Source organism: Cyanobium gracile UHCC 0139, assembly GCF_034931325.1.
Taxonomy (GTDB): Bacteria; Cyanobacteriota; Cyanobacteriia; order PCC-6307; family Cyanobiaceae; genus Cyanobium; species Cyanobium gracile_B.
On record NZ_JAYGHX010000005.1, the window covers coordinates 48,297 to 73,053 of the forward strand.

Below are 24,757 nucleotides of genomic sequence, written 5' to 3' on the forward strand. Positions count from 1 at the left end.
CCTCAGCGGGGCGGCCCTTCCTTCAGCATGAAGCCGACGCCGCGCACCGTCTGGATCAGGGTGGGCTGGCCGGCCGGCTCGAGCTTGCGGCGCAGATAGCGGACGTAGACATCAAGTAGGTTATCGTCGCCCAGCCAGTTCTCACCCCAGAGGGCATCCAGGATGGCGCGCCGCTCCTGCACCTGATTGGGGTGGCGCAGGAGATGCATCAGCAGATCGAACTCCTTGGCCGTGAGGTGAATCGACTCACCGCCCCGGGCCACTTCCCGGCTGGCGGGGTTCACCTCCAGATCAGCCATTCGCAGCAGGCCGCCTTCCTGCTCATCGATGCCGCTGCGCCGCAGGCGGGCTCGCACCCGGGCCAGCAGTTCCTCGATCGAGAACGGTTTGACCAGGTAGTCGTCGGCGCCGGAATCGAGCGCCTCCACCCGCTGCTGCACTTCATCGCGGGCGGTGAGCATCAGCACGGGGGTGGAGATGCCCCCTTTGCGCATGCGCCGGCACACCTCGACGCCGCTGAAATCGGGAAGGTTCCAGTCGAGGAGCACCAGATCCCAGGTCTGGCTGCGGATCCGGCCCAGAGCCTGCTGGCCACAGGAGGCTTCTTCACACTCGTAGCCCTCGACCGCCAGCTCGGAGGTGAGGAAACCGCGCATTTCAGGGTCGTCGTCGACGATCAGGAGGCGGGCGCTGGTCATCTGATCGGGAAGGCTGAACGACGCTCGGCCACGATGGAGGTCAGCACTCTGGAGTTGAGTGGCGCATATGGTTCACATTATACCAGCGTGAGAATTCACCTGCAAGCTCACCAGCAACTTGGTAGGAATCCCACTGCATCGCTGCCAGCTTGCCTTCGAAGAGGTGAAAACAGCCCGAGTCCCGCTGTCTTCGGGTCAGCCTTGACGTCCGAGCCACCGAAGGCATAAATTCCGCCGGATTTAATGGCGATCACAGTTATTCGGTTGCCATGCTGATCGGCTGGCCGCCACATCGGCAACCCATAACGTTACTCTTCAGGCGATCCTCATCTGCGCCGGTTAGAGCGCAGATACGCACGAAACGGGCCCAACCGCTTCCATTGTGATACCCAAGCCCACTGGTGATGCCGACATGGATGTCCATCGGATCGGGGAGGCACCCCGGGTCGGACGTCCCACCCTTGCGGAACGCATGGCGCGCTGGGGCCTGGCGATCGTCCTCGTCTACGGGCTGATCGCCTTGGCCACCCCGCTGCTGGTGGATGGGGGCCTTCTGCCCGACCCCAACGCCGGCCTTGAGAACCCCATCTACGCACCTCCCTCCTTGACCCACTGGTGCGGCACCGATCGCCTCGGCCGCGACGTCTGTGTGCGCACGCTCTCCGGCAGCAGCGTCGCCCTGCAGGTGGTGCTGAGCGCCCTGGTGCTGGCCCTCGCCATCGGTGTTCCCCTCGGGATGGTGAGCGGCTATCTGGGCGGCGGGGTCGACCGCCTGCTGGTGCTGGTGATGGACACCCTTTACACCCTGCCGGTGCTGCTGCTCTCCGTTGTGCTCGCCTTCCTGCTGGGCCGGGGCCTGCCCAACGCCGCCGCCGCCCTCTGCGTGGTGTACGTCCCGCAGTACTTCCGGGTCGTGCGCAACCAGTCGGCCCAGGTGAAGGCGGAGCTGTTCATCGAAGCGGCCCGCTCCCTGGGGGCCGGCCCCGCCTGGATCCTGCGCCGCTACCTGTTCCGCAACGTGATCACCTCCGTGCCCGTCCTGCTCACCCTCAATGCCGCCGATGCGGTGCTGGTGCTGGGGGGTCTGGGGTTCCTCGGTCTCGGCTTGCCGGAGACGATCCCGGAGTGGGGCAGCGACCTGCAGCAGGCCCTGACCGCCCTGCCCACCGGCGTCTGGTGGACCGCCCTGTTCCCCGGGCTGGCCATGTTTGTCCTGGTGCTCGGCCTGTCGTTCCTGGGCGAGGGGCTGGAGAACTGGCTGAGTGGCTGGAGAACTGGCTGAGTGGCGTTCCGGCCGGTGAGCGCGGCTGAACGCCCCTGGGCTGGAACCGAACGGCTGGGGTAGCGTTTCGATGAACGGAGGTTCAGTCGATGCCCTGGTGGTTGGATCTGGCCCTGCTGGCCCTGGCTGCCGCCCTCTGGGTGAAGGCGGGGAACACCCCCGACGACGTCTGGTGCATCTTCCAGAAATTCCTGGCCTTCGTGGCGGTGGTGGTGGTGCTGCTCGGCGGCCGCCAGCTGCTGCTCGAGATCCTGGCCCTGGCGCTCACCTTCTGGCTGCCGAGCGCCTCCCGCTTCGATGGCGGCCCCCTCAACAGCGAAGCCGCACGGTCCGGGGCAGCTCCTCGAGGATGGCGCCTTCCGGGCTGAGGGCCGGATAGGGACGGCCTTCCCGGCGGCACCAGGCGGCCACCTCCGGGTAGGCCCACTCGAACAGCAGGCGGGTGTACTGCTCCGCCGGCAGCCCTTCGCCCTGGCTCGGCAGGCAGCCCTTCCCCTGCCGCTGCCGCAGCGCCTCGAACAACAGAATCGCCGTCGCCACCGACACGTTGAGCGATTGCACCATGCCCAGCATCGGAATCACGATCGCCTGGTCGATCGCTGCGGCCGTCGCCTCGCTCAGCCCCCACTTCTCCGCCCCCAGCACGAAGGCCGTGGGCCCGGTGAAGTCACAGTCGCGGTAGTCCACCGCCCGGGCCCCCAGGTGGGTGCCATAGAGCCGGAAGCCACCGGCCCTGAGCTGGGCGATGGCGTCGCTGCTGCTCCCGTGCCGGTGCAGCGCCACCCACTTCTGGCTGCCCAGAGCCGTGCTGTTGAAGGTGGGCGTGCGCCCCGGGAGGCTGACGGAATGGGCTTCGAGCACTCCCACCGCATCGCAGCTGCGCAGGATCGCCGAGAGGTTGTGGGGCTTGTCCACATGCTCCAGCAGCAGCGTCAGATCACCCATGCGGCGATCGAGCACCGCGCGCAGGCGCTCGAAGCGGCGGGGCAGCAGCGGCATCGGCCTGGCAAAACGCCATCATCGGCGTTGCCCTCCCTGTCCCCCGCGCCGCGTCCGCCATGGCCAGCCCGGTTGCCGCCGACTCCGGACGTCCCTTCGACCGTCGCGTCTACGCGATGGTGGCCCACATCCCCCCCGGCCAGCTGGCCACCTACGGCCAGGTCGCCGAGATGATCGGGGCCTGGGGCTGCGCCCGCCAGGTGGGCTGGGCCCTGCGGCGCCTGCCCCTGCCTTCCGCGGTGCCCTGGCACCGGGTGGTGAACGCCCAGGGGCGCATCGCCATGAGCCCCGGCCGTGAGGGCAGCGACTGGATGCAGCGGGAGCTGCTGCTGGCCGAGGGGATCGCCGTGGCCCCCGATGGGAGCCTGCCCCTGGCCCGGCACCGCTGGCACCCGCCCGCCGCGCTCCTGCCGCTGGCAGCGTCCTCCTGTACAAAGGACTGATCCGTCCCGGGAGTCCGCCGATTCACGCCAGCGACGTCGTCCCCGGCCTGGCCTCCCGGCAGCTGGCCTGGCAGGTGCTGCAGGCGGTCGCAGCCGGCGCCTATGCCGACGCCGCCCTGGAGCGGGAGCTGGCCTCCCTGGCCCGCGCCGGCGGTGGCCTTTCGCCCGCCGACCGCGGCCTGGCCACCGAGATCGCCTACGGCGCCATCCGCCAGCGGCTGCTGCTCGATGCCTGGATCGACGCCCTCGGCAAGGTGAGCGCCCAGCGCCAGCCCCCGGCCCTGCGCTGGCTGCTGCACGTGGGGCTCTACCAGCTTCTGTTCAGCGACCGGGTGCCGGCGGCGGCGGCGGTGAGCACCACGGTGGCCCTGGCCAAGCGCGCCGGGCTGGCCAAACTGGCGCCGGTGGTGAACGGCCTGCTGCGCTCCCTGCTGCGGCGCCGCGAGCGGCCGGCCGGCGGCGAACCCTGCCTGGAGCCTTGGGCCGGGTTGGCGCTGCCGGCCGACCCCGCCGCCGCCCTTGCCCTGCGCCGCTCCCTGCCCCCCTGGCTAGCCACCGGGCTGCTCGACTGGCTGCCGCCGGAGCGGGCCGAGGCCTTCGCCCTGGCCTGCAACGCGGTGCCCCCCCTCGACCTTCGGGTCAATGGCCTGCGCACCAGCCGGCAGGCGCTTCTGGAGCGCTTCGCGGCCGCCGGCGTGGCCGCCCGCGCCCTGCCCGGGGCCCCCCACGGCCTCACCCTGCTGGAGCGGGTGGGCGATCCCCGTGAGCTGCCCGGCTACAGCGAGGGGCTCTGGTGCGTGCAGGACCGCAGTGCCCAGGCCATCGCCCCCCTGCTCGACCCCCGGCCCGGCCAGCGGATCCTCGATGCCTGCGCCGCCCCGGGGGGCAAGAGCACCCACCTGGCCGAGCTGATCGGCGACCGGGGCGAGGTGTGGGCGCTGGATCGCTCCGAAGCCCGGCTGCGGCGGCTGGATCGCAACGCCGAACGGCTGGGCCTCACCACGATCCGCTCCCTGGCCGCCGACGCCACCGGCCTCGCGGAGCTGAAACCCCACTGGCAAGGCCATTTCGAGCGGATCCTGCTGGATGCCCCCTGCTCGGGACTCGGTACCCTGGCCCGCCACCCCGACGCCCGCTGGCGGATCAGCCCCGATGCCATCGACGGCCTGGTGACCCTGCAGCGCCAGCTGCTGGAGGCGATGCTGCCGCTGCTGGCCCCCGGCGGCCGGCTCCTGTACGCCACCTGCACGGTGGAGCCACGCGAGAACGGCGATCTGATCGCCTCACTGCTCGCCGCCCGTCCGGACTGGACCCTGCTGGAGGAGCGTCAGTGGTGGCCCACCCCCGCCACGGCGGAAAGCGGCGGCGGCGACGGCTTCTACGCCGCCCTGCTGCGGGGGCCCGGGGTGTCACCGGACGACTGAGCCGCTCACGGCGCCGGTGGCGGCGGGGCGGCGACGGGGGGTGGCGGAGGCAGGGGGGCGGCGGGTTCCGGCGGCGGCGGCGGGGGTATGGCCGCGTCGCGGGAGCGGGGTGCGGCGACGGGATTGTTGGGGGGTGCGGTCTGGGTCGGCTCGTTCGGGGACGGCGGCTGCTCGGTGGAAGGTTCCCGGTCGGGGGGGGAGGTGCGGCTGGGCTCCTGAACCGGCGGCTGCCAGCGCGGGGTCTCGCCGCCGCCGCTGTCCTGGGGCCGGGCATCGCGCTCGGCGTTCTTCCTGGCCGGCCCCGGCTTGAAGCTGCCGGTGAGCGTTGGCTTGGGCGGAAATGCCTTCACCGGCACCCCCTTGGTGACCGGTTCCATGAAGCTCCGCCAGGCGTAAGTGGCCAGCACGCTTGTGGTGCCCGTCTCCCGGTTGTTGTCGTACCCCAGCCAGACGCCGGTGGTGAGCTGGGGGATGGAGCCGATGAACCAGAGATCCCGCCCCCCTTCGGAGGTGCCGGTCTTGCCCGCCACCGGCCGGTCGGCCAGGGCGGCGCCGCCGCCGGTGCCGCCTCGCACCACCTGCTGCAGCATCCAGACCATCGCGTCGGCGATGTCGCTGCTGACGGCCCGGGTGCCGCGGGGGCCGTTGGCCCGACGCGACCAGAGCAGTTCCCCCTCCGGCCCGTAGATCTCCTCAAAGGGCAGCGGCTGGATGTACACACCGCGGTTCACCAGCGCCGCATAGGCCGCCGTCATGTCCAGCACCGTCTGGTCGTTGGAGCCGATCGCCATCGACAGGTAGCGCCCCAGCTCTCGATGCAGGCCGAGGCTCTTGGCGGTGGCGATCACCGGGTCGTAGCCGAGCTTCTGCAGGAGCGCCACCGCCACGATGTTGAGGGAGTTCTGCAGCGCCGTGGCCAGACTCACCCGGCCCATGTAGCGGTTGCCGAAATTCCTCGGGCAGTACTTGCCGAAGCAGCGGGCGGAGTCCACCACCGTGTCCTCCGGCTTCATGCCCTGCTTCAGGGCCGTGAGATACACGATCAGCTTGAAGGTGGAGCCCGGGGAGCGCAGCGCCTGGGAGGCCCGGTTGAACTGGGTCTTCTCCCAGTCCTTGCCCCCCACCATCGCCCGCACCAGGCCCGTGCCGGGCTCCATGGCCACCAGGGCCCCCTCCATGCTGCCGGTGGCGTAGGAGTCGATCGTCTTCTGGGCCTGCGCCTGCCAGGCCGCGTTCAGACCGCTGCGGATCGTGAGTCCGCCCACTTCCAGCTGCTCCTTGCTGAGCACCTTGGGCAGTTCCTGCTCCAGCCAGCTGGTGTACCAGGGCGCCGGGTTGTAGAAGAACTTCGGCTCCGCCGGCTTCAGCGCCAGGGGGGCGGCCTCGGCCCGCTGCAGCTGCCCATCGTCGATGAAGCCCGCCTCCCGCATGCGCTGCAGGACGATCGATCGCCGTCGCAGCGCCACCTCCGGATTCACCAGGGGCGAATACACCGAAGGGGCCGGCGGCAGGCCGGCGATCAGGGCGGCCTCCGGCAGGGTGAGCTGGTCGGGACGCTTGGAGAAGTAGATCCAGGCGGCATCGGAGACGCCGTAGGCGCTGGAGCCGAGGTACACGTAGTTGAGGTACTGCTCAAGGATCTGCGCCTTGCTCAGCTGACGCTCGATCTTTCCGGCCAGGGCGGCTTCCTTGAGCTTCCGCATGATGGTGCGGTCCTGGCTCAGGAACACCGTGCGGGCCAGCTGCTGGGTGATCGTGCTGGCGCCCTCCTCCACGGCCCCCTGCTGGAGGTTGCGCAGCAGGGCGCGGCTGATGCCGAACAGATCGATGCCGTCGTGCTGGTAGAAGCGCCGGTCCTCGGCGGCCACGAAGGCCCGCTGGATCAGCAGCGGCATCTTGCCGGCGGGCAGTTTCTCACGGGTGGCCGGGCCCTTCTTGAGCACCACCTGGCCATCGGAGGAGAGGATCGTGATCGTCCCCGGGCGGTTGAAACTGGTGATGCGGCCCGCATCGGGCAGCATGCCGTCGAGGCTGCGCACCAGGGTCGTCTGTCCCAGGGCCACCAGTCCGCCGGCGGCGGCGGCCGCCAGGGCCGGCACGAGCAGGCGCCACCCGGAGGAGCGCGACGGACGCGACGGTCGGCTGGGCGGAGGCTCACCGGGTTGCCGCGGCCCGGTGGTGGCCGTGGACAGGCCCACCCTGGTCATGGCAGCGGTGCCGTCAGCGCAGCGATAGGGGTCAGGTCACTGTGGCCGATCGCCAGGGCGGTGACAAGCATCCCCAGCACGAGGAAGGGCTGGGCGCTGGCCTGATACTTCACATCGAAAGCGACGGGATCACGCAGCAGCCAGATGTCCTGGAAGGTGATCTGGGGAATGATCAGCAGCACGAGCAGAACGGCGGCGAAGTGCTGGCCGATGGCGATCAGCACCGCCACCATCGCCAGCTGGAAGAGGTCGATCATTCCGGCGCTGATCCAGCTGGCCCTTTGGACGCCGAACACCACCGGCAGGGATTGCAGCCCCAGGGCCCGGTCCCCTTCGACGCTCTTGAAGTCGTTGACGACGGCGATGCCGAGCCCCGCCAGGCTGTAGGCCAGGGTGAGCAGGGCCGTGGCCCAGGTGAGCTGGCCGAACAGGGCCTGGCCGGCCCACCAGGGCAGGGCGATGTAGCTGGCGCCGAGGGCGTAGTTGCCGAGCCAGCCGTTCTGCTTCAGCTTCAGCGGTGGCGCCGAATAGATGTAGCTCACGAAGGAGCCGCCCAGGGCCAGCAGCAGCAGCACCGGGGTGCTGTGGCCGGCCCAGACATCGAGGCCCCAGGCCACCGCCAGCCCGGCCAGCAGCAGCACCACGATCTGGAGGCGCACCTGGCCCAGAGGGATGGCCCCGGACGGGATCGGCCGGTAGGGCTCGTTGATCGCGTCGATCTCGCGGTCGTAGTAGTCGTTGATCGTCTGGGTGTAGCCGGCCAGCAGCGGCCCGCTCATCAGCATGCAGGCCACGGACGCCCCCACCTCCGGCAGGGTCCAGTGAAAATGGCCTGAGGCCGCCGCCCCACAGATCACCCCCCAGATCAGGGGGATCCAGGTGACGGGCTTCATCAGCTGCAGCCGGATCTTCCAGATGTTGGAGGTGCCGGCGGCGCCCTTCATCCCGAGCAGCTGTCGGGCGCCTCCGGAGACGCCTGGGGAGCCGGCGCTGGTTTCGGGGCTCTGGCTCATGGGTGGGCCGTCTCAGGCAGGGGTGATCTCGTCGTCAAAGAACCAGGTGGTGGTGCCGCCGCTCAGCTCCACCACCACTCCGATGCCGGTGCCGTCGGTGACACGGAAATCCTTCACCGTACCGGTGGCATCCGCCTTGAGGGCAGCCACCAGACCGGCCGGGATCCGATCGCGCACGCGGGTGACCCGCACCTTCGAACCGATGGTGATGCCAGCCTGGGCCATGTCCGGCGCGATTAGAAAGTCGCGCAACCCTAACAGCGAACCCGTGGTAGCCAAGCGGATCATCCCCTGTCTCGACGTGGCCGACGGCAGGGTGGTGAAGGGGGTGAATTTCGTCGGGCTGCGGGACGCCGGCGACCCGGTGGAACTGGCCTGTCGCTACAGCGCCTCCGGGGCCGACGAATTGGTCTTCCTCGACATCGCCGCCAGCCACCAGGGCCGCGCCACCCTCGTCGACATGGTGCGCCGCACCGCCGAGGCGGTGACGATCCCCTTCACGGTGGGCGGCGGCATCGTCAGCGTCGAGGGCATCACCGAGCTGCTGCGGGCCGGCGCCGACAAGGTGAGCCTCAATTCCTCGGCGGTCCGCAGCCCCGAGCTGGTGACGGCCGGCGCCGATCGCTTCGGCTGTCAGTGCATCGTGGTGGCCATCGACGCCCGCCGTCGCCCCTCCGGCGGCGAGGAATCCCCCGGCTGGGATGTGTTCGTCAAGGGGGGGCGGGAGAACACCGGCCTCGACGCGGTGGCCTGGGCCCGTCGGGTGGTGGCGCTCGGGGCCGGGGAGATCCTGCTCACCTCCATGGACGGTGACGGCACCCAGGCGGGATACGATCTCGCCCTGACCCGGGCGGTGGTCGAGGCGGTGGAGGTGCCGGTGATCGCCTCCGGAGGCGCCGGCTGCATCGACCACATCGCCGACGCCCTCGAGGTCGCCGGGGCCTCGGCTGCCCTGCTGGCCTCCCTGCTCCATGACGGGGTGCTCACCGTCGAGGAGATCAAGACCGACCTGCTGCAGCGGGGCCTTCCGGTGCGGCCCCTGCTGACGGCCCTGGCGACGGGCTGAACCTCCCGGGGCCGCGGCGATCGCACCGCCTCCTTCACTCCCCGTAACATTGAGAAACGTCCGTGGCTTCTGGTGCATCGGTGAACGCCTTCCTGCTGCTGCCGACGCCCCTGGTGACCGTGATCGCGCTGGTGGTGGTGCTTGTGGTGATCGCGCTGGTGGCCTGGGCGCTCCAGCTGATGCAGGCCGCCAACGACCGGCGTGAGTTCTCCCTGATGCTCGCCGGCTGCATGGTCTGTTCCGCTGCGGTGGGCCTGGCCACGGTGATGGTGCTCACCTTCACCAGCCCGGTGCGGCTCGAGGCCCGCGGTCTGGTGGCCCCCGAGACTGGACCGTCCGGCGTCAGCCTGGATGCGATCGTGCTGCCCTGGGACGACTCCCTGACGCTGCAGGGCGAGGGCTGACATCCGGTTGATGCTGGCGCAGGTTCACAACCAGGCCGCAAGTTCGCCCCGGACCCGCTCCATGACTTCCTTCCAGTTTCCTTTGGTCTGCTGGCGAAACAGCCGCATGTTGGGATACCAGGGAGTCGTCTCGCCATTGACTCCCCAGCGCCAGTCAGGTGAGTGGTGCAGGAGTAGCCAGGTGGGGTGCCCCAGCCCCCCTGCGAGGTGGGCCAGGGCGGAGTCCGTTGTAATCACGAGATCACAGGCTTGAACCATCGCGGCGGTGGCAACGAAATCCCAGGTGGCACTGATTTCTTCCTGGCAGGACACGAACCTCTCAAGGAAGGAACATGTACTGAGCTGTTCGGAGCCATGGCCCTTCTGAAGCGAGAGCAGGCGGACTCCGCAGTGATCTCCGAGTGGTGAAAGGTCTTCCAGCGGCAGGGAACGGCCCTGAAGTCCTGATGCCTCCGTGAATGGGTTCCCCTGCCAGTGGATACCCACGATGGGTTGACCTTCCCCTGCGAGCTTGTCCTTCCAGCGGCTTGTTAGCGCAGCAGGCACATGGAGATAGGTTGATGGGCCGGAGAGTCGGTCGACGGTCAGATCCAGAAAGCGCAGCGCAGACATCAGAGGAAGCCACTGGCCACGGGTAAGCGTTTCAGCCTCAGTGGGTGAATAAATTCTCTCTGCCACGGCGGAATACCGTGCCAGCTCCACCAAAGACTCAGGAACACAGAGAGAGACCGAACCAACCTCGCGACCAATCCTGCGGCAGAAACGCATGAATTGGATCACATCGCCTAGACCCTGTTCCCCAACCAACAGCAACTCGATTCCCGGCCCGGAGCTGCCGTCCCAACGGGGAAGCTGGGGCTCTCGGAGTTGCCCAAGGGCTTCAGGGGTCATGAACCGCCATTCGAAATGATCCCAGGCTCTCGTGTAATCCCCTGCTTTGAGCAGAGCGTGGGCGAGGTTCAGATGGGCATCGGGATTACCTGGCTCAGCCTGGACGGCAGCGGCAAAGGCATTGATCCCTGAATCGAGGTCTCCCTGCTCAACAAAGACACGACCCAGGCTGATGTGCGTCTTCGCGAGCGTGGGGTCGTGGACGAGGGAAATCGTAAAGGCACGGATGGCCTCATCAAAATCCTCACACTCTTTCCATGCGGTGCCCAGGTTGAACCAGGTGGTCGCATCGTCGCTCCTGATCGCCAGGGACTGCCGGTAGTGAACGATCGCCGTGTCGCGGTCCCCTGTCTCCTGATAGGCCACCCCAAGGTTCGAAAGCAGATGGGGATCATTAGGCTCCTGCGCGAGTGCCTGGATGTACCAATCGATGGCCTCCAATGGTTGGCCCTGGGCGTGGAGTGCCTGGGCCAGGCTGGTCAGAAGATGGGATGACCTTGGCCCCGCGTCCAGAGCCCTGCGCAGCAGATCGATGGCCTCTGGCCAATCACCCTCATCCAGAAGGATGGAACCGAGATTCGCGAGGGCCTCCGGATGACCGGGATCCAGCCGGATGGCCTCCCGCAAGGATTGAATAGCCTCCTTACGACAGCCAGCAGCGGCGAGGGCCACGCCAAGACGGGCATGGGCCGCTGTAAATCCCTGGCGTAGCGCCAGTGCCTGCTTCTGGGCGCCTATCGCAGCCTCGATGCGGCCTTCCATCCGGTGGACGATCCCCAGGCAGGACAGGGCTTCGGCATTGTCTGGCTGAAGGGCAATGGCCCTGCTGAGCAAGAGACAAGCTTCTTCAAGCCGCCCCGTCCTGCCGCAGATGACGCCGAGCTTTTGGCAGGCGACCGGGCCGCAGGCGTGGTTGTCGATCAGCTCGCGATAAATCGCCTCCGCTGGCTCCAGTTGGCCCAGCCGCTCCAGTGTTGAAGCGCGCTCAAGTGCACTCTCGACTGCGAGAGGTTGATCACAGGCACCGTGTTCCATGCCGAATGATGACCTGCGAGCTACCATCAATCTTAGATGTTTCGGCAAGCTGATCTGACAATCACCCAAATAGAATTCGAAACGAAGTCTTCCAGGTGAGAACGGATAGTCGAGCAAGCCCTTCACCCTCCACTGATTTCCTTACCGTCGGCATGGGCTGGCGCGTTCTTCCGGAACGCCACACCTGGCCAGTTGAAGGCCAGGGTGATGGGCTGAGCATCCATACTCCTTTCACCAGCCGCCGCCCCGATTTGGCCACCGTTGATCCCCGGCAGATCAGCGATCTGTTCGACACCATCGCTCCCCGCTACGACCAGCTGAACGATCTGCTCAGCCTGGGGCTGCACCGTCTCTGGAAGCGGCAGGCCCTGCTCTGGCTGCGCCCCAGCCCCGGCCAGCGCCTGCTCGATCTTTGCTGCGGCACCGGCGACCTGGCCCTGCTGCTGGCCTCCCGCGTCCGTCCGGGCGGGTTGGTGCTGGGCCTGGATGCGGCTGCTGCCCCGCTGGCCATCGCCCAGCGCCGGGCGGAGCGCCAGCCCTGGCTTCCCCTGCAGTGGCAGCAGGGCGATGCCCTGGCCACCGGCCTGGCCGACGGCTGGGCGGATGGGGCGGTGATGGCCTACGGGCTGCGCAACCTGGCCGATCCCGCCGCCGGCCTGGCGGAGCTGCGGCGCCTGCTGCGGGCGGGTGCTCGGGCGGTGGTGCTGGATTTCAACCGGCCCGATTCGGCCTCGGCCCCGGCGACCTTCCAGCGCTTCTACCTGCGCCGCCTGGTGGTGCCGGCCGCCCGCGCCGTGGGCCTGCCCGATCAGTACGCCTGGCTGGAGGAGAGCCTGGCCCGCTTCCCCACCGGCCCGGTGCAGGAGGAGCTGGCCTGCGCCGCCGGTTTCGCCGCGGCCCGCCACCGCCCCCTGGCCGGCGGATTGATGGGCCTGCTGGAGCTGCAGGCCTGAGGCGATCTGGCAGCATCAAGCCGACTTCCCTGCCGTCCTGGCCCGTACCCGACCGGCCCGCCATGCTCTTCCAGGACATCATCGCCAGCCTCAACCGGTTCTGGGCCGACCAGGGTTGCCTGATCCTGCAGCCCTACGACACGGAGAAGGGCGCCGGCACCATGAGCCCCCACACCGTGCTGCGGGCGATCGGCCCGGAGCCCTGGGCGGTGGCCTACCCCGAGCCCTGCCGGCGTCCCACCGATGGCCGCTACGGCGACAACCCCAACCGGGCCCAGCACTATTTCCAGTACCAGGTGCTGATCAAGCCCTCCCCGGATGCCATCCAGGAGACCTACCTGGCCTCCCTCGAAACCCTCGGCATCCACGCCGCCGACCACGACATCCGCTTCGTGGAGGACAACTGGGAATCCCCCACCCTTGGGGCCTGGGGCGTGGGCTGGGAGGTGTGGCTCGACGGCATGGAGGTGACCCAGTTCACCTATTTCCAGCAGTGCGGCGGCCTCGACTGCCGGCCGGTGTCGATCGAGATCACCTACGGCCTGGAACGGCTGGCGATGTACCTCCAGGACGTGGAGAGCATCTGGGACCTGCGCTGGAACGGCGAGCGCACCTACGGCGACATCTGGCTGCCCTTCGAGAAGGGGCAGTGCACCTACAACTTCGAGGCCTCCAACCCCGAACGCCTGCTGCAGCTCTTCGCCCTGCATGAGGCCGAGGCCGCCGATCTGGTGGCGGCCGGCCTGCCGGCCCCGGCCCTCGACCACGTGCTCAAGTGCAGCCACACCTTCAACCTGCTGGAGGCCCGCGGCGTGATCTCGGTGACCGAGCGCACCGCCACCATCGGCCGCATCCGCCATCTGGCGCGGCAGGTGGCCGAGGCCTGGCTGGAGGAGCGCCGCGCCCTGGGCTTTCCCCTGCTGGACGCGCCGCCGGCGTGAAGCGCACCCTGCTGGTGGCGGTGCTGGTGGTCGGCGCCTTCCAGGCCGGCCGCCTCACCGAGCGGGCCATCTGGCCCTGCCGGCTGCGGCCCCTGGCCGCCCTGGTCGCCCCGCTGCTGGGTCAGGAACTGCCCAGCCCCCAGCTCTGTGATCTGATGCTCAAGCTGCCGAGTTTCTGAGGCTCAGGGCGCCGTCGGCGTGGGTTCGGTGACTGGTGTGGTGGCCACCGCCGTGCCCCTGGGCGCGCCGCCGAAGAAGACCTTCACACCGATTTCGATGCCGTTCAGGTTGGAGACGAAACCGTTGGACTGGGCCTCGCCGTTGTTCCACTTCAGGCCCATGTACCGCCAGGAGATGTTCAGGTCGGTGTTGTCGCCGATGGCGTAGCCCAGGCCCACCTGGGCGTTGCCGCTGAGGTCCTGCTGGCCGGCCAGGCCGAAGCCGCCGATGTCGCCGCGGGCGAAGGCCCGCAGGCGCGGCGAGAGAAACACGCTGGCCTGTGTGCCCACCAGGGGCTGCACCCAGGTGCGCTGCAAGCTGCGGGTGGGCTCCAGCAGAGTGCGTCCGAAGGGGCCATCGAGGGCGGCCGCCAGGCTCAGGCGGCCGTCGATGAGCCGCACCCCGGCATAGGGGATCACGGAGTAGGAGCCGGGCTTGCCGATGGCCGATTCCCGCTCGCCGAACCGGTAGCGCAGGGCCAGGTCGTAGATGCCCAGCGTCTGGCCCACGTCGGCCGTGGTCGTGAACAGGTTGCGCTGACCCACCAGCCGGCTGGCCTGGTCCCCCAGATTGATATACCAGAGGTCGCCCTGGAGTCCCACGCGGCCCTTCTCGATGCTGCCCCGGGCGGAGGCGGCGAAGCGCAGCACGCTGAGGATCTCCCCCAGGTCCTGGTCCACCTCCGCCTCCTGGCCCCGGATGGTGACCGAGCCGGTGGAACGCAGCGGCGCGAAGCCATAGAGCTCGACGGTTCCGCTCCAGAGGGGGGCTTCAGGGGCCGTCTCCGCCTGGGGGGTCTCCGGCGCGCCCGCGAGCGCCGGGGCCGGAAGCGCCAGGGCCAGGCACGCCAGCAGCTGCGCCGGACAGGGCGTACGCGTGTTCATGGGCAGGGGAGGGGAGTTCAGGACGCTCAGGCCCGGAGGCTGGTCCGGGGATGTTCGCCGAACAGGCTGCGGTAATCGCGGGCGAAGTGCCCCGCGTTCATGAATCCCCACTGAGCGGCCAACTGGGAGATCGTCGTGGTCCGAGGATCGGCCGCCAGCAGGGCCTGCCGCATGCCGTGCAGGCGACGGATCTTGAGGTAGGCCATCGGGCCCATCCCCAGGTGCTCCCGGAACCCCTGCAGCAGGCTGCGGCGACCGGCCGCCACCTGGCGGCAGAGCCCGTCGAGGCTGATCGGTTCGTGGGGATGGTCCGCCATCCAGGCCTGGGCCGCCTTCACCAGCTCGATCCGGGCCGGCGGCCGGGCCAGCCGCTCGCCGTGGCCGGTGCGGTGCACCAGGGCCTCCACCAGCAGCGGCACCAGATCCTCGCCCAGCCGGCGGCGGATGGCCGGATCCGCCATCAGGGCCGGCGAGCGCTCGGCCAGGCGGAAGATCCGCCGCAGGCAAGCCCTCACCCCCTCGAAGCGCAGGGGATCGATCGCCTCCCAGTTAGCCCCCTCCAGTGGCTCCTCCAGTCCGGGGCCGCCCAGCTCCAGGGCCCACTGCAGGAACGTCTCCCGATCCAGGCTCAGCACCGCCAGGCTGCTGCGCTCGGGAGTGGTGAGGTGGATCTCCCCGTCAGTGGCCAGGCCGAAGAACGCCGTGGCCGGCAGCTCCAGACCGTGGGAGCGCATCACGGGCCGGCCGGGGTGCTCCTCCAGGTCGAGGGCGATCAGCTGGCGGCCGCCGGGTTTGGGCCCACCCGCATGCAGCGGGCGATCGAAACGCAGGCGCACCACCTGGAGTGCTCCGAGGTCGAGCGGCAGTATCTCGGCGCCCAGGCGACCGCCCGCCAGCTGGGTCAATTCCACCGGCAGCAGGCTGCCGATCGCCCCCTCCAGGCGCACGATGTCGGCGACGCTGCGGGTCAGGGGGGAGCGGGAACCGCACTTTCTGAGTGTTCGGATCGCTCCGCTCTGTGCATCCTTTGGGGAAGCGTCCTCCCGATCCGTGGCGAGCGTCACGTGATGACTGGGGACCTCTGCCTTCTTCCTAACCCACTCCTTCACCCGCCGGGTGTTCTCCGCCATGCCCAACGGCCAGCCCAACATCCTCATCCTCTGGGGCGATGACATCGGCCAGAGCAACCTCAGCTGCTACAGCGACGGCCTGATGGGGTACCGGACCCCCAACATCGACCGGGTCGCCAACGAGGGTGGCCGCTTCATCCACTACTACGCCGAGCAGAGCTGCACCGCCGGCCGGGCGGCCTTCATCTCCGGCCAGAGCGTCTTCCGCACCGGCCTCAGCAAGGTGGGCCTGCCGGGCGCCGAACTGGGCTACCGCGCCGAGGATCCCACCATCGCCGAACTGCTGCAGCCGCTGGGCTACCGCACTGGCCAGTTCGGCAAGAACCACTTCGGCGACCGCGACGAGCACCTGCCGACGATGCACGGCTTCGACGAGTTCTTCGGCAATCTGTACCACCTCAACGCCGAGGAGGAGCCGGAGCTGCGCGATTATCCCAAGCCGGAAGACTTCCCCGATTTCCAGAAGAACTTCGGCCCCCGTGGTGTTTTGCACTGCTGGGCCAATGGCGACGGCACCCAGCGCATTGAGAACACCGGCCCGCTCACCAAGAAGCGGATGGAGAACTGCGATGAGGAGTTCATGGCTGAAGCCAAGCGCTTCATCCGTGATGCCGTGGCCTCCGGTGAGCCGTTTTTCGTGTGGTTCAACACCACCCACATGCACTTCCGCACCCACGCCCGACCCCAGGACATCGGTCAGTCAGGGCGCTGGCAGTCGGAGTACCACGACGTGATGATCTATCACGACAACTGCATCGGCGAGATGCTCAACCTCCTCGATGAGCTGGGCGTCACCGACGACACGATCGTGATGTACAGCACCGACAACGGGCCGCACATGAACAGCTGGCCTGATGCCGGCATGACCCCCTTCCGCAACGAGAAGAACTCCAACTGGGAAGGGGCCTACCGGGTGCCGGCCCTGGTGCGCTGGCCCGGCAAGATCGCCCCTGGCAGCCTGTTCACCGGCATCGTCAGCCACCTCGACTGGCTGCCCACCCTGCTGGCCGCCGCCGGTGAGCCCGAGGTCAAGGAGAAGCTCAAGGCCGGCCATCAGGTGGGATCCAAAACCTTCAAGATCCATCTCGACGGTTACAACATGCTCGACTACTGGACGGGCAAGTCCGACAAAAGCCCCAGGATCGAGTTCTTCTACTTCTCCGACGACGGCGATCTCACCGGCCTGCGCTATGACAACTTCAAGTTTGTGTTCATGGAACAGCGCGCCGCTGGCACCCTTCAGGTCTGGGCGGAACCCTTCATCGTGCTGCGTCTGCCCAAGATCTTCAACCTGCTCACCGATCCCTACGAGCGGGCCGACGTCACCTCCAACACCTACTGGGACTGGATGCTCGACCATGCCTTTGCGCTGGTGCCGGCCCAGACGATCGTGGGGAGATTCCTGGCCACCTTCCAGGAGTATCCACCCCGTCAGAAGGCGGCCAGCTTCTCGCTCGAGGAGGTGATGGAGAAGATGACCGCCGCGGCGAGCGGCGGCGGTTGAGGCACGAATCGCTCAGCGGAGCCGCCATGGCCAAGGATCGTTCACTGGCCCCGCCTCTCCGGCCGGGGCGCCCGCCGGCCCCGAACATGGCCTGGATCCCTGGCGGAACCTTCACCATGGGCTCCGACCATCACTACCCGGAGGAGGCTCCGGCCCACCGGGTGGCGGTGGCGGGGTTCTGGATCGACCGCGCCCCGGTCACCAACGCCCAGTTCCAGAAGTTCGTGAAAGCCACGGACCACATCACCCTGGCGGAACGGCCGGCCGATCCGGCCGACTATCCGGGAGCCCTGCCGGAGCTGCTGGCTCCGGCCTCGATCGTGTTCGTGCCGCCGCCGGGGCCGGTGGCGACCGGCGATCCCTACCGCTGGTGGCAGTACCGGCCGGGAGCCTGCTGGCGCCATCCGGAGGGACCGGGCAGTTCCATCCGGATGCGGGAGCACCACCCCGTGGTGCACGTGGCCCACGCTGACGCGGCGGCCTATGCCGTCTGGGCCGGCAAGCAACTGCCCAGCGAGCCCGAGTGGGAGCGGGCCGCCCGCGGCGGCAGGGAGGAGGGTGAGTTCGCCTGGGGGGACGAACTGCACCCCGGCGGCCGGCCCATGGCCAACACCTTCCAGGGGGATTTCCCGCACCACAACAGCCTCCTCGACGGCTGGGCGCGCACCTCACCGGTGGGGGCCTTCCCGCCGAACGACTATGGCCTGCTCGACATGATCGGCAACGTCTGGGAGTGGACCGACGACTGGTACGCGGACCATGCCACCGGGACCGACAACCCCGACGGGTGTTGCCGGGAGGCCAGCATCGATGCGGGCTCCCAGCACGGGCACCAGCCGCGCAAGGTGGTGAAGGGCGGCTCCTTTCTCTGCGCCCCCAGCTACTGCCGCCGCTACCGCCCCGCCGCCCGGATGGCCCAGGGGATCGACACCTCCACCTGCCACATGGGCTTTCGTTGCATCGTGCGGCCGGCCCTTGCGGAGCTGGGGGGGCGATGAGCGGACCCCTCCTCACGGCGATCGGCGGCATCGCTTCGCTGGAGCATCTCCTGACCGGCCTGGCGGGTGGGCTGCGCCTGGTGCTGGAGCTTCTCTCGGTGCTGTGCGTGGCAGTGGGGCTGCTCGCCATCCTGCGGCTGGCTCTGCCGTCCCCCTGGCGTCGCCGTCATCGGCCCGCCACCGGCCTCCGGCTGACCTTCGCCAGCTGGCTGTCGATGGCCCTGGAATTCCAGCTCGGTGCCGACATCGTCTCCACCACCACGGCGCCGAGCGGCGCGAACCTGATCCAGCTGGCGGCCGTCGCCGTGATCCGAACCTTCCTCAACCTGTTCCTGGCCCGAGAGATCGAGGCGGAGCAGCGGCTGGAGGGGGAGCGTCAGAACCTCACCCCAACCGCGTGACCCCCGCCCATGAACCTCACCAACGAACTGGCCAAGGAACGCAACCGGGCAGCGGCGGAACGCACCCTGATGGCCTGGATCCGCACCTGCCTCTCGCTGATCAGCTTCGGCTTCGGCCTCGAGAAGATCATCGGCGCGATCGAGCGCTCCCGCCTGGGGAGCAGCACCCAGGTCGACCTCAGCGTGCGCCTGCTGTCGATGGGCTTCGTCCTCACGGGCATCGTCGCGCTGGCCGCCGCGACGCTGCAGCACAGCCGCGACCTGAAGCGCATCCGCCGCGATGACTTCGTCTACAGCGGCGGGGAGCGCTCGATCGGGGTGCTCACCGCCCTTGCGCTGATGGTGATCGGTGCCGTCGCGTTCCTCGTGCTGATGCAGGGAGCCTTCCGCAGCGCAGCTTCCTGACCCCCTGCCTCCGGCCCCCCTTCCTTCCCGTCATGCCCCCGATCGCCACGCCCCTGGTCAGCGCCACCCTGTTCACGATCATGTTCGCTCTGGGGCTGGGCCTGCCCGGCGACCGGTTCGACCTGTTGCGCCACCGCCCCGCCCTGCTGCGGCGGGTGCTGCTGGGCAGCTGCGTGCTCGTGCCGCTGGTGGCCCTGCTGCTGCTGCGTCTGCCGATCGCCGCCCAGTGGAGTGTTCCGGCGCGCTTCGCCATCGCCCTGATGGCGGTCTGCCCCAGCGCTCCGCTCACCCTGCGCAAGGCTGGCAAGGCCCACGGCAGCCGCCAGCTGGCGGCGCACCTCCAGGTCGCGGCCGCCCTGACGGCGATCGTCTCGATCCCGCTGATGGCCGAGCTGTTCACCGCGGTCTTCGGGGTTCGGGGCTGGGAGATCTCCCCCGGCCAGGTGGCCCTGCAGGTGGGCAAGGTGCAGATTCTGCCGCTGGCCTGCGGCCTGCTGCTGCGCCGCTGGCGGCCGGACTGGGCCGGACGCTGGGAGGGTTTCTTCGACCGCTTGGCCAATCTGCTGCTGCTGCTGCTGATCCTGGCGGTCCTGCTGAAGGCGCTTCCCCTCCTCCTCCCCTTCGCGGCCGCCAACCTGCCGGCGATCGGAGGGATGGCGCTGATGGTGCTCGCCTCGCTGGCGATCGGCTGGCTCACCGCCGGCGGCGATCCGGTCGAGCGCACCACGGTCTGCCTGGTCACCTCGTTGCGCAATCCGGGCCTGGCGCTGCTCTTCGCCACCACCCATGCCCCCGCCATGGCGGGACTGAAGCTGGCGATCCTGCTCTATCTGCTGATCACCGTGATCCTCCAGATCCCCTTGCTGCTCTGGCGCCAGCAGGTGGCTGCGCCGGTCTGAGCCGGCGACCCTCTGCGGCCAGGATGAAACATCAGGGCCTGGATGAAGGATTCAGGCCTAGCTTCCCACGCTTCAGCTCTCCTCGGAGCAGTTCGCTGAGGTGTGCGCTGCGAACCCGGAGGTGGTGCTGGAACTCGATGCCGATGGGACCCTCATCGAGATGACCCCCACCGGCGGCCGTACGGGAGCGCGCAACACCGCTTTGGTCTTCCAGCTGCACGCCTGGGCCCGTTCTTCTGGCGATTGGCTGGAGCCCTGGCAGACCCTGAGCGAGGCCGAACGGGAGGGCTTTCCGCCGCTGTGCCCTGAACTGGTGGTGGAGCTGGCCAGCCCGTCGGATGCCCCGGAGGCCTTGCGGCGGAAGCTGGCCTCCTACCTCGCCAACGGCGCCCGGCTGGGCTGGCTGCTGCTGCCCCAGGCCCGTTGCGTGGAGGTCTGGGAGGCTGGCCCGGGCGAGCCCCGGGCACTCGGCGATCCGGGGGGCCTGGAGGCGGGCCCGCACTTCCCGGGACTGGTGATCGATCTGCAGCGGATCTGGGAGGTCTGAATCCTGCAGATGTTCGCCCCCTGAACCGTGGGCCTCACCTGGGTGCCCAGCGTTCAAGTCCTTCCTCTGGCGAGGCTGACCACGATCCTGTTCGCCCTGCTGGGCCCCTTCGATCTGGCGGTGAACATCGACGTGCTGATCGGCCGCTCCATCCAGCTGGAGCAGCGCGAGCCCTGAGGCTCAGGTCGTCTTCGGGACCGTGCTGCGGTTGCCGTTGCGGATGGCGTGATAGCCGGGGGAGAGAATCTCCACATCGGCGGCGGCGAACTGATCCTGCAGGGCCGCCAGCAGCTCCGAGAGGGTCTGGCGGTAGGTGGACGGATCGCGCACGAAGGCCGTGAGTTCGTAGCTGATGTGGAAGTCGTTGAGGGAGGTCTGCAGCACGAACGGCTCGATCTCATCGGTGATCCCCGCCACGCTGACGGCCGCCGCCAGCATCAGCGCGTGCACCTGCCGCCAGGGCACGTCGTAGCCGATGGTGATCGTGGTGGCCAGCGCCACCGGTTGCCTGATCTCCCGCCGGGAGAAGCTGAAGTTCACCACCGAGGCGCCGATCACGCTGGCATTGGGAATGCTCACCAGTTCGTTGCGGGGCGTCTGGAGGCGGGTCACCAGCAGGGCCCGGTCCTGCACCACCCCCACCACGCCGTTGATCTCCACCCGGTCGCCCTCCCGGAAGGCCCGGGTGTAGATGAGCATCAGTCCGCTGATGATGTTGCTGGCCACGGCGCTCGAGCCCAGGGCCGCCAGGGCGCCGATGAACAGCCCGGCCCCCTGGAACACCTTGCTGTCGGAGCCGGGAATGTAGGGGAAGGCCGCCGCCAGACCCGCCATGCTGAGCAGGATCGCCACCAGTCGCGCCGTGGGCAGGGCCCATTCCTGGTAGAAGCCCGGGATGCGCACCCGTCCCCGGTCGACGGTCTGGAACCAGCTGTTGCTGGCCCGGATCACCAGGATCGTGATCGCCAGGATCACCGCGATCGAGAGCAGGTTCGGAATCGCCTGCACCACCCCGCCCAGGAAGGACAGCAGCAGGTCCCGGATCTGGCCCCGCAGCCCTTCGGCGATGCCCTGGGTGGGCGGGAACAGACCCAGCAGCAGGGGAATCAGCAGGTAGCTGATCAGCAGGATCAGGCTCCAGTGGACCAGCTGCCGCAGGCGCTGCATCCCATCGCGCACCTGGTCGGGCTCGACGAAGCCGCTGAGTCCCAGCCGGCTCAGCCGTTGCAGGACGAAGCGCTGACGCTGGGCGATCTGCTGACGGATCCGTTCGTTGAGGATCCCCTGGCCCCGAAGCCAGAGGATGTAGATCCCCAGCACCAGGGCCGCCAGGGCCGTTCCCTGCATCCAGGCGCTGAAGGTGTGGGTGCCTCGGTAGGAGGTGATCGCCCGCCGCAGCCCATCCCGGTAGCGCAACGCCAGCTGCTGCCGCGTCACCCCGAAGCAGGCTGCTGCCCGATCGCCCACGGCCATCTCCGCCGTGAAGCGGCCGTCCGGCTCCCGGAACCCGACGAGGGAGAAGGGGGGCTCCTCCTTCACCACGAGCTGATTCGGATCGAAGCTGCGATCCTGCGCCAGTACGAGCAGCCGGGCGTTGCCGCGCCGCACGTAATCGTCCACCTGCTGGGCCGCCGGTGCCCGGCGGATCTCCAGATACCGGCGTCCATCAAGGCCGATGAAGGCGGGCTTGACCGCGCATCCCTGCCTGGATTCCGCCGGGGTGGCGTCCTCGACGGACAGGGCAGGACGGGCTGGATCCAGGCCCAGGCCAAGCCCGAGGGCGAGCAGGAGCGCCAACAGGCCGATCCGCCGTGCGAGCGGCCATGGTCGCCACTGGATCCTGTGCCGCTGCATCACCGATCCTCTGGATCTGCCCATTGGATTGTCCCTTGGCGCCAGCCCGGGTGTCGATGGCTGTGGGGCCACGGCCGCCGGCGGGAACCCTGGAGCATGCCCCGCTCTCCCCTGCTGCCGCTGCTGCTGCTGCTCGTGGTGCTGGTGCAGGCCCAGCTGCGGCCGCTCCAGCCCGGTCCGGCCGATCCGCTGCGGCTGCTCGCCGGCGGGGATGGGCCGCAGCCGGTGATCCTGCACGGACGCCTGCTGGCTGACCCGGCGGCCGCCGGGGCCCCAGCGGCCGGGGAGGCGAGGCAGGCGACGGCTCCGGGTCCCTGCCGGGTGCTGCTGCAGACGGCCGGGGGCCGCAGCGAACTGGGCTTCCCTGCCTGTCCGGCCCTGCGCGAGGGCTGGGAGGTGCGGGTGAGCGGGCTGCTGCGGCGTCCCCGGCCGGCCCCCCACCCGCTGCTGGCCGGACCGGCCGAGCGCCTGGCCCGCCAGGGTGCCTGGACCCGCCTGGCGGTGGAACGGCTGGAGGTGCTGCGCCGGCCCCCCACCCCGATCGCCGATCTGCGCCGCAGCATCGCTGAGCGCTTCGTGGCCGCGGCCGGCCCGGAGCGGGGCGGCCTGCTGGCGGCCCTGGTGCTGGGCAGCGCCGTGGTGCCCCTGCCCGCCGAGCTGCGCGCCGACTTCCGCGTCGCCGGCCTCTCCCACGCCCTGGCCGCCTCGGGGTTCCACCTCACGGTCCTGCTGGGGGCGGTGCTGGCCATCGGTCGGGGCCTCGGCCGCTGGGCGCGACTGGGCCTGGGGGCCGGGGCCATGGCCCTTTTCCTGCTGCTGGCCGGCCCCCAGCCCTCGGTGGTGCGGGCGGTGCTGATGGGGGCCATCGCCCTGGTGCTGCTGGAGAGCGGCCGCCGTGGCCGGCCCCTGGGGATCCTGGGCCTCAGCCTGGCGGGGATGCTGCTGCTGCGTCCGGCCTGGCTGCACGATGTGGGCTTCCAGCTGAGCGCCGCCGCCACCGCCGGCCTGGTGCTGACGGCCCGGCCCCTGGAGCAGGCCCTGGCCCGGCGGCTGCCCGGTGGCCCCCCCGGGCCGGCGGGCTGGTGGCGGAGCTGGCTGGCCCCGGCCCTGGCGGTGCCGGTGGCGGCCAGCCTCTGGACCCTGCCCCTGCAGCTGCTCCACTTCGGGGTGGTGCCCCTGTACGCCGTGCCGGCCAACCTGCTGGCCGCCCCCCTGCTGACGCCGCTCACCCTTGGGGCGATGGCCCTCGCGGCCGTGGCCGTGCTGGTGCCGTCCCTGCTGGCACACCTGCTGGTCCCCCTCGGCTGGCTGGCCCAGCTGCTGTTGCAGCTCGCCCATGGGGTTGCTGGCCTGCCCATGGCGCAATGGCAGAGCGGCCGGCCCCTGCCGCTGCTGGTGCTCCTGTTCAGCCTGGCCCTGCTGGCTCTGGTGCTGCCGGGGACGGGCCGGCGCCTTCAAGGCCTGGCGGCGGGCCTGGGCATCGGGGTGCTGGCGGCCCATCTGGTGCTCCTGGGCGGCGACCAGTTGCTGCTGGTTCACCAGGGGGAGGGCGGTCCCCCCCGCGACCTGCTGCTGGCCCGGCACCGGGGCCGCGCCGCGCTGGTCAGCACCCGTGCCGATGGGTTCAGCTGCCGCCAGGCGGGCCAGCTGGCCCAGGCCCTGGGCGTGGCCCGCTTCGACTGGACCCTGTTGCTGGATCCCGTGGCCGCTGACGACCCCGCCTGTTGGAGCCTCCAGGCCGGCCGGGTGCTCGCCTACGGCGGTGGGGCGGCTCCCCTGGCCGCCGGCCAGCGGCTGGCGAGCCGGGGGCTGGCGGTGGAGGCCCTGGCCATGGACAGCCACGCCCTGCGCCTGCAGCTGGGCCGCCACCGCTGGCTGCTGCTGCCCGACCGCCAGGCGCAGACCACCTGGCGGCTGGGTCGTCCGGCCGCCGCTGAGGGGGTGTGGCTGGGGGTCCGGCCCCGGCCCGCCGAGCAGCGGGCCCTGCTGGCGCACGGGCCGCCGCAGGTGTGGCTCAGTGGGTCCCTGCCGGCCGGCGCCCCCCTGCCGCGGGGCTGGCGGGCCAGTGGGGCCAGCGGTGCGCTGACCGCTCCGTAAAGTGAACCGATCCCCGGAGACAGGGTCGAGTCGCTGCGGCGGCGCGCCATGGATGCAGGGGTGTGGAGAGGTGGCTGAGTGGTCGAAAGCGAACGACTCGAAATCGTTTGAAGGGCAACCTTCCGTGGGTTCGAATCCCACCCTCTCCGTTTTGTCAGGCCTGGCCTCCGCGCCGTCAGGCCTGGCCTGCGCGCGTCAGGAATGGAACAGCAGCACCAGGCCGGATTTCACCTGGTGAAACTCCCTCTCTTCCCGGCTCAGATCCAGTCCCACCTGCAGACCCTCCTTGAGGGCCACATCGAAGGGAGGCGCCGGAGGCGGTTTGCCGTCACACCAGAGGGCCGCAATCCCCACGGAGGTGGCATGCCAGCGGAAGCAGGCGGTTGTCCCGATGGAAGGCTCCTGCAGGGCGTCTTCGAGAAGCTCGCGGATCGCCATCGTGTCCCGGCTCTCGCCATCCCAG

26 protein-coding genes, 1 tRNA gene and 1 pseudogene are annotated in these 24,757 nt (G+C 69.6%); 18 read left to right on the top strand and 10 right to left on the bottom strand.

Annotated features, from left to right (window positions below; genetic code table 11):
* Positions 1-2: 2 nt before the first annotated feature.
* Entirely contained in the window at positions 3-698 is a 696-nt protein-coding gene (locus tag VB738_RS09350) for a response regulator transcription factor (protein ID WP_323305498.1), read from the bottom strand.
* Positions 699-1,170: 472 nt separating this feature from the next.
* Between VB738_RS09350 and VB738_RS09355 the strand changes: the two genes are divergently transcribed.
* Together VB738_RS09355 and VB738_RS09360 are read left to right on the top strand one after the other, a co-directional pair.
* Complete coding sequence (locus tag VB738_RS09355; protein WP_323305499.1) at positions 1,171-1,980, top strand: ABC transporter permease; 810 nt, start codon at positions 1,171-1,173, stop codon at positions 1,978-1,980.
* Between the two features lie 89 nt (positions 1,981-2,069).
* Positions 2,070-2,348 (top strand): hypothetical protein, encoded by a 279-nt coding sequence (locus tag VB738_RS09360; RefSeq protein ID WP_323305500.1) that lies wholly within the window; start codon positions 2,070-2,072, stop codon positions 2,346-2,348.
* Here VB738_RS09360 and trmH read toward each other — a convergent pair.
* The gene (gene trmH / locus VB738_RS09365; protein ID WP_323305501.1) at positions 2,290-2,979 is read right to left on the bottom strand and encodes a tRNA (guanosine(18)-2'-O)-methyltransferase TrmH; all 690 of its coding nucleotides are present in this window, start codon (positions 2,977-2,979) and stop codon (positions 2,290-2,292) included. The two genes, VB738_RS09360 and trmH, sit on opposite strands and share 59 nt — an antisense overlap.
* Before the next feature lie 59 nt (positions 2,980-3,038).
* On the opposite strand from trmH, the gene VB738_RS09370 reads away from it, so the two are divergent.
* Positions 3,039-3,422: an MGMT family protein gene (locus tag VB738_RS09370; protein WP_323305502.1), complete on the top strand. Its 384-nt coding sequence runs from the start codon at positions 3,039-3,041 to the stop codon at positions 3,420-3,422.
* Complete coding sequence (locus VB738_RS09375) at positions 3,419-4,846, top strand: 16S rRNA (cytosine(967)-C(5))-methyltransferase (protein ID WP_323305677.1); 1,428 nt, start codon at positions 3,419-3,421, stop codon at positions 4,844-4,846. Before VB738_RS09370 ends, VB738_RS09375 begins: the two co-directional genes overlap by 4 nt.
* Before the next feature lie 5 nt (positions 4,847-4,851).
* Here the strand turns inward: VB738_RS09375 and VB738_RS09380 are convergent, their stop codons facing one another.
* Genes VB738_RS09380 through VB738_RS09390 form a run of 3 tightly spaced genes read right to left on the bottom strand, consistent with a single transcriptional unit; the run spans position 4,852 to position 8,291 of the window.
* Positions 4,852-7,053 (bottom strand): PBP1A family penicillin-binding protein, encoded by a 2,202-nt coding sequence (locus VB738_RS09380; protein ID WP_323305503.1) that lies wholly within the window; start codon positions 7,051-7,053, stop codon positions 4,852-4,854.
* Positions 7,050-8,066: a chlorophyll synthase ChlG gene (gene chlG / locus VB738_RS09385; RefSeq protein ID WP_323305504.1), complete on the bottom strand. Its 1,017-nt coding sequence runs from the start codon at positions 8,064-8,066 to the stop codon at positions 7,050-7,052. The genes VB738_RS09380 and chlG overlap by 4 nt, the downstream gene beginning before the upstream one ends.
* Before the next feature lie 12 nt (positions 8,067-8,078).
* Positions 8,079-8,291: a DUF2862 domain-containing protein gene (locus tag VB738_RS09390; RefSeq protein ID WP_094586115.1), complete on the bottom strand. Its 213-nt coding sequence runs from the start codon at positions 8,289-8,291 to the stop codon at positions 8,079-8,081.
* 43 nt (positions 8,292-8,334) lie between these two features.
* On the opposite strand from VB738_RS09390, the gene hisF reads away from it, so the two are divergent.
* On the top strand, positions 8,335-9,132 hold the full coding sequence (gene hisF, locus VB738_RS09395) for an imidazole glycerol phosphate synthase subunit HisF (RefSeq protein WP_323305505.1): 798 nt from the start codon (positions 8,335-8,337) through the stop codon (positions 9,130-9,132).
* A gap of 62 nt (positions 9,133-9,194) precedes the next feature.
* The gene (locus VB738_RS09400) at positions 9,195-9,536 is read left to right on the top strand and encodes a hypothetical protein (protein ID WP_323305506.1); all 342 of its coding nucleotides are present in this window, start codon (positions 9,195-9,197) and stop codon (positions 9,534-9,536) included.
* A 24-nt stretch (positions 9,537-9,560) separates the two neighbouring features.
* Here the strand turns inward: VB738_RS09400 and VB738_RS09405 are convergent, their stop codons facing one another.
* Positions 9,561-11,579 (bottom strand): tetratricopeptide repeat protein, encoded by a 2,019-nt coding sequence (locus VB738_RS09405; RefSeq protein WP_323305507.1) that lies wholly within the window; start codon positions 11,577-11,579, stop codon positions 9,561-9,563.
* A 134-nt stretch (positions 11,580-11,713) separates the two neighbouring features.
* Between VB738_RS09405 and ubiE the strand changes: the two genes are divergently transcribed.
* The 3 genes from ubiE to VB738_RS09420 all read left to right on the top strand — a co-directional run bounded on the left by ubiE (position 11,714) and on the right by VB738_RS09420 (position 13,535).
* Positions 11,714-12,415, top strand: a complete 702-nt coding sequence (ubiE, locus tag VB738_RS09410) for a bifunctional demethylmenaquinone methyltransferase/2-methoxy-6-polyprenyl-1,4-benzoquinol methylase UbiE (RefSeq protein ID WP_323305508.1) — start codon at positions 11,714-11,716, stop codon at positions 12,413-12,415.
* A gap of 62 nt (positions 12,416-12,477) precedes the next feature.
* Complete coding sequence (gene glyQ / locus VB738_RS09415; RefSeq protein WP_323305509.1) at positions 12,478-13,356, top strand: glycine--tRNA ligase subunit alpha; 879 nt, start codon at positions 12,478-12,480, stop codon at positions 13,354-13,356.
* A complete protein-coding gene (locus VB738_RS09420) occupies positions 13,353-13,535 on the top strand; it encodes a hypothetical protein (RefSeq protein ID WP_323305510.1) in 183 nt (60 codons plus the stop codon). Before glyQ ends, VB738_RS09420 begins: the two co-directional genes overlap by 4 nt.
* A gap of 3 nt (positions 13,536-13,538) precedes the next feature.
* Here the strand turns inward: VB738_RS09420 and VB738_RS09425 are convergent, their stop codons facing one another.
* Positions 13,539-14,459 (bottom strand): hypothetical protein, encoded by a 921-nt coding sequence (locus tag VB738_RS09425; RefSeq protein WP_323305511.1) that lies wholly within the window; start codon positions 14,457-14,459, stop codon positions 13,539-13,541.
* Between the two features lie 26 nt (positions 14,460-14,485).
* Complete coding sequence (locus VB738_RS09430) at positions 14,486-15,523, bottom strand: helix-turn-helix domain-containing protein (RefSeq protein ID WP_323305512.1); 1,038 nt, start codon at positions 15,521-15,523, stop codon at positions 14,486-14,488.
* A gap of 64 nt (positions 15,524-15,587) precedes the next feature.
* On the opposite strand from VB738_RS09430, the gene VB738_RS09435 reads away from it, so the two are divergent.
* The 7 genes and pseudogenes from VB738_RS09435 to VB738_RS09465 all read left to right on the top strand — a co-directional run bounded on the left by VB738_RS09435 (position 15,588) and on the right by VB738_RS09465 (position 20,520).
* Positions 15,588-17,093 (top strand): arylsulfatase, encoded by a 1,506-nt coding sequence (locus VB738_RS09435; protein WP_323305513.1) that lies wholly within the window; start codon positions 15,588-15,590, stop codon positions 17,091-17,093.
* A gap of 86 nt (positions 17,094-17,179) precedes the next feature.
* Positions 17,180-18,091: a formylglycine-generating enzyme family protein gene (locus VB738_RS09440; protein WP_323305514.1), complete on the top strand. Its 912-nt coding sequence runs from the start codon at positions 17,180-17,182 to the stop codon at positions 18,089-18,091.
* Positions 18,088-18,492 (top strand): DUF1622 domain-containing protein, encoded by a 405-nt coding sequence (locus tag VB738_RS09445; RefSeq protein WP_323305515.1) that lies wholly within the window; start codon positions 18,088-18,090, stop codon positions 18,490-18,492. The genes VB738_RS09440 and VB738_RS09445 overlap by 4 nt, the downstream gene beginning before the upstream one ends.
* Positions 18,493-18,501: 9 nt before the next feature.
* On the top strand, positions 18,502-18,897 hold the full coding sequence (locus VB738_RS09450; protein WP_323305516.1) for a YidH family protein: 396 nt from the start codon (positions 18,502-18,504) through the stop codon (positions 18,895-18,897).
* Positions 18,898-18,929: 32 nt separating this feature from the next.
* Complete coding sequence (locus tag VB738_RS09455) at positions 18,930-19,796, top strand: bile acid:sodium symporter family protein (RefSeq protein ID WP_323305517.1); 867 nt, start codon at positions 18,930-18,932, stop codon at positions 19,794-19,796.
* Between the two features lie 97 nt (positions 19,797-19,893).
* A pseudogene (locus VB738_RS09460) lies at positions 19,894-20,343 on the top strand (Uma2 family endonuclease); the annotation flags it as partial.
* Between the two features lie 27 nt (positions 20,344-20,370).
* On the top strand, positions 20,371-20,520 hold the full coding sequence (locus tag VB738_RS09465; RefSeq protein WP_323305518.1) for a hypothetical protein: 150 nt from the start codon (positions 20,371-20,373) through the stop codon (positions 20,518-20,520).
* A 3-nt stretch (positions 20,521-20,523) separates the two neighbouring features.
* On the opposite strand, the gene VB738_RS09470 is transcribed toward VB738_RS09465, so the two are convergent.
* Positions 20,524-22,140, bottom strand: coding sequence for a mechanosensitive ion channel family protein (locus VB738_RS09470; RefSeq protein ID WP_323305519.1), 1,617 nt, complete (start codon positions 22,138-22,140; stop codon positions 20,524-20,526).
* A gap of 153 nt (positions 22,141-22,293) precedes the next feature.
* Between VB738_RS09470 and VB738_RS09475 the strand changes: the two genes are divergently transcribed.
* Complete coding sequence (locus VB738_RS09475) at positions 22,294-24,294, top strand: ComEC/Rec2 family competence protein (protein ID WP_323305520.1); 2,001 nt, start codon at positions 22,294-22,296, stop codon at positions 24,292-24,294.
* 64 nt (positions 24,295-24,358) lie between these two features.
* Positions 24,359-24,443, top strand: a tRNA-Ser gene (locus tag VB738_RS09480).
* A 46-nt stretch (positions 24,444-24,489) separates the two neighbouring features.
* On the opposite strand, the gene VB738_RS09485 is transcribed toward VB738_RS09480, so the two are convergent.
* A complete protein-coding gene (locus VB738_RS09485; RefSeq protein ID WP_216916086.1) occupies positions 24,490-24,732 on the bottom strand; it encodes a hypothetical protein in 243 nt (80 codons plus the stop codon).
* Positions 24,733-24,757: the final 25 nt, after the last annotated feature.

Bases quoted from the DNA above. Each gene is read 5' to 3' on its own strand.
- VB738_RS09355 (WP_323305499.1), top strand. From the start codon at position 1,171: ATGGCGCGCTGGGGCCTGGCGATCGTCCTCGTCTACGGGCTGATCGCC.
- glyQ (WP_323305509.1), top strand. From the start codon at position 12,478: ATGCTCTTCCAGGACATCATCGCCAGCCTCAACCGGTTCTGGGCCGAC.
- VB738_RS09455 (WP_323305517.1), top strand. From the start codon at position 18,930: ATGCCCCCGATCGCCACGCCCCTGGTCAGCGCCACCCTGTTCACGATC.
- VB738_RS09445 (WP_323305515.1), top strand. From the start codon at position 18,088: ATGAGCGGACCCCTCCTCACGGCGATCGGCGGCATCGCTTCGCTGGAG.
- VB738_RS09390 (WP_094586115.1), bottom strand. From the start codon at position 8,291: ATGGCCCAGGCTGGCATCACCATCGGTTCGAAGGTGCGGGTCACCCGC.
- VB738_RS09370 (WP_323305502.1), top strand. From the start codon at position 3,039: ATGGCCAGCCCGGTTGCCGCCGACTCCGGACGTCCCTTCGACCGTCGC.
- VB738_RS09450 (WP_323305516.1), top strand. From the start codon at position 18,502: ATGAACCTCACCAACGAACTGGCCAAGGAACGCAACCGGGCAGCGGCG.
- VB738_RS09425 (WP_323305511.1), bottom strand. From the start codon at position 14,459: ATGAACACGCGTACGCCCTGTCCGGCGCAGCTGCTGGCGTGCCTGGCC.
- trmH (WP_323305501.1), bottom strand. From the start codon at position 2,979: ATGCCGCTGCTGCCCCGCCGCTTCGAGCGCCTGCGCGCGGTGCTCGAT.
- VB738_RS09380 (WP_323305503.1), bottom strand. From the start codon at position 7,053: ATGACCAGGGTGGGCCTGTCCACGGCCACCACCGGGCCGCGGCAACCC.
- VB738_RS09435 (WP_323305513.1), top strand. From the start codon at position 15,588: ATGCCCAACGGCCAGCCCAACATCCTCATCCTCTGGGGCGATGACATC.
- VB738_RS09440 (WP_323305514.1), top strand. From the start codon at position 17,180: ATGGCCTGGATCCCTGGCGGAACCTTCACCATGGGCTCCGACCATCAC.
- VB738_RS09475 (WP_323305520.1), top strand. From the start codon at position 22,294: ATGCCCCGCTCTCCCCTGCTGCCGCTGCTGCTGCTGCTCGTGGTGCTG.
- chlG (WP_323305504.1), bottom strand. From the start codon at position 8,066: ATGAGCCAGAGCCCCGAAACCAGCGCCGGCTCCCCAGGCGTCTCCGGA.
- VB738_RS09350 (WP_323305498.1), bottom strand. From the start codon at position 698: ATGACCAGCGCCCGCCTCCTGATCGTCGACGACGACCCTGAAATGCGC.
- VB738_RS09485 (WP_216916086.1), bottom strand. From the start codon at position 24,732: ATGGCGATCCGCGAGCTTCTCGAAGACGCCCTGCAGGAGCCTTCCATC.
- VB738_RS09360 (WP_323305500.1), top strand. From the start codon at position 2,070: ATGCCCTGGTGGTTGGATCTGGCCCTGCTGGCCCTGGCTGCCGCCCTC.